The 2,924-nt window shown below is 59.5% G+C and carries 2 protein-coding genes; both read left to right on the plus strand.

Annotation, left to right across the window (positions count from 1 at the left end; all coding sequences use genetic code 11):
• On the plus strand, nt 1-622 hold a 622-nt coding region (locus L0H65_RS17500; RefSeq protein WP_301460505.1), incomplete at its 5' end, for an aldehyde dehydrogenase family protein.
• A gap of 82 nt (nt 623-704) precedes the next feature.
• Nucleotides 705-2,924, plus strand: a 2,220-nt coding sequence (locus L0H65_RS17505) for an aminotransferase class III-fold pyridoxal phosphate-dependent enzyme (RefSeq protein ID WP_301460506.1), incomplete at its 3' end; no start/stop codon positions are given.

The following is a 2,924-nucleotide window of genomic DNA, read 5'->3' on the forward strand; positions in this document are numbered from 1 at the left end:
GTTCGTACATTCTTCGGTGTATGAGCCGTTGGTGACCGGGTTGAAGAAAGCCTATGAAAGCGTCTCGGTCGGCAACCCCTTGGACAGTGATGCGCTGGTCGGGCCGTTGATTGATGCGCAGGCGTTTGAACAGATGCAGGCCGCACTTGAAGCGGCGCGCAAGCTTGGGGGCAAGGTCACAGGTGGCGAGCGTGTCACAGTGGCGGGGGCGGAGGGCGGTTATTACGCGCGCCCGGCCCGGGTTGAAATGCCCAAGCAAAGCGGCATCGTCTGCGAGGAGACCTTCGCGCCGATCCTCTATGTCATGAAATACGAGGATATGGATGAAGCCGTGGCGCAGCACAATGCGGTCGGCGCGGGGTTGTCGTCATGCATCTTCACCATGAACATCCGTGAGGCTGAGGCGTTCATCAGCGCCGCTGGCTCCGATTGCGGCATCGCCAACATCAACATCGCGACTTCCGGTGCTGAAATTGGCGGGGCTTTTGGTGGTGAAAAAGAGACCGGTGGCGGGCGTGAAAGCGGCTCTGACGCGTGGAAGGGCTATATGCGGCGCGCCACCAATACGATCAATTACTCCGCTGAATTGCCGCTTGCGCAGGGTGTTTCTTTCGATATCTGAGTGTTGCCTGTCCGGCTTGCTGCAACGCAGGCCGGGCAGGATCAAAAACCTGTACATCCAATCACTTCGTCAAGGACCAACCATGGGACAACACTGGCAACAGGCTTTGCGCAGGCATTGGGGCATAGAGGCCACGCTGGTTGCGCTGGATGGCGAATATGATCTGAACTTTCTGGCCGCTGGTGCGCGTGATTGCGTGCTCAAGGTCATGCGCGCGGGCTGCGATGCGGCCTTCATTGATCTGCAATGCCGCGCACTTGACCATATCGCGACCCATGCCCCTGCGGTGCGCGTGCCGGGTGTCGTCAAAGCCCTTGACGGTGCGTCATTCGTTTCTGTCCCGGATCAAGATGGCGCGCAGCGGCTGGTGTGGGTATTGGAAAGGATCGAAGGCAAGACATTTGCCGATATGCGACCACACGGGTTCGATCTTTTGGCAGATGTTGGTGCGGCGGTCGGCGCGATGGACCGAGCCTTGGCGGATTTCACCCACCCGTCACTTGCCCGCGATTTCAAATGGAACCTGACGCAGGCCGATTGGATTGCCGAGGAGTTGGGGGTGATCACCGACCCGAAGCGCCGCGCTTTGATCGGTGATATTCTGGCGGATTTCAGCGCTATCAAGCCGCAATTAGAAGCATTGCCCGTCGTCGCAATCCACAATGACGTAAACGATTACAACATTATCGTCAGCGGTTCGCTGGCCCAAGCGCCGCAAGTGGCTGGTTTGATTGATCTGGGCGATATGTGCGCCAGCCCGCGTGTTTGTGACCTCGCGATAACCTGCGCCTATATGGTGCTGGATCAGGCCGACCCTGAACAGGCGTTGGCAGCCGTGGTCGCAGGGTATCATGCCGCTTGGCCACTGACGGCGGCTGAGGTGGATATGATCTGGCCGCTTTTGCGCATGCGGCTTGCGGTCAGCGTGGTCAACTCGACCCTGATGGCGCGGGAAAACCCCGACGACCCTTATGTGGTCATCTCGCAACAACCAGCTTGGGCCTTCTTGCAAAGCGCGACGGTGAATGCCGGACTGATCAGCCTGCGGTTGCGTGCGGCATGTGGCCTGCCGGTGACTGATGCCGCGCCGCGTGTTCTGGCATGGCTTGACGTGCAGCGTGGCAGTTTTGCGCCGCTGATGGGGAAATCGCTGGACGCAGCCCCCATGGGCAGCCTGTCGGTGGAAAATTCGACCAGCCCACGCAATCCGTTCGATTTACCGCTGGCTGAGGCGGCGGTGATCGGGCAGGAATTTGACAGCGCCGATATCTGGCTGGGCTATTACAATGAGCCTCGGCTGATCTATACCGCGCCCGCATTCCGGCTTGGGCCATGGAAGGCGTCGAACCGGCGCACGGTGCATTTGGCGGTCGATGCGTTCACAAAGGCAGGCACCGAATTGCATGCCCCGCTTGCGGGCGTGGTCCACACCCTTGAGAATCGTACTGACCACTTGGACTATGGTGGCGTGGTGATCTTGCAGCATCAAACGCCGAATGGTGCTGCATTTTTCACCCTTTACGGCCATCTTGACCCTGATGTTTGTGCTCGGCTGCATATTGGTCAGACGATCGCCGCCGGCGAAGGTTTTGCCCGTCTCGGAGATGTAACCCAATCGGGCGGCTGGGCACCGCATGTACATTTCCAACTTGCGCTGACCACTGACGGCATGGGTCAGGACTGGCCCGGCGTCGCTGACCCCGATGATCTGGTCTTTTGGAATGCAGTTTGCCCCAATCCTGCGGCCTTGCTCAACCTGGCCGATGCCCAAGTTGCCTACCTGCCGACCGATAAGGCGCAGGTGCAGGCAGACCGCGCGCGCCTGTTTGGGACCAATTTACGATTAAGCTATGCCGACCCGGTGATGCTGGTCCGGGGCTGGCGGCACCACTTGTTCGACGAATGGGGCAGGCCGTATCTGGACGCCTATAATAACGTGCCGCATGTGGGCCACGCGCACCCGCGCATTCAGGCCGTAGCCGCCGATCAGTTGCTGCGGATGAATTCCAACACCCGCTATCTGCACCCCGCCCAAGTGAGTTTTGCCAAAAAAATCACCTCGAAACTGCCCGATCCGCTCTCGGTTTGTTTCTTCGTCAATTCCGGCTCCGAAGCCAATGAACTGGCGCTTCGACTGGCCCGAGCAGCGACCGGCGGGCGCGACATGATTACGCCGGATCACGGTTATCACGGCAATACCACGGGCGCGATTGATCTCTCAGCCTATAAGTTCAACGCGAAGGGTGGTGTGGGGCCCAGCGATTGGGTTCATCTGGTTGAGGTGGCGGATGACTATCGCGGA

This window comes from Pseudorhodobacter sp. (assembly GCF_030452865.1).
Classification (GTDB): domain Bacteria; phylum Pseudomonadota; class Alphaproteobacteria; order Rhodobacterales; family Rhodobacteraceae; genus Pseudorhodobacter.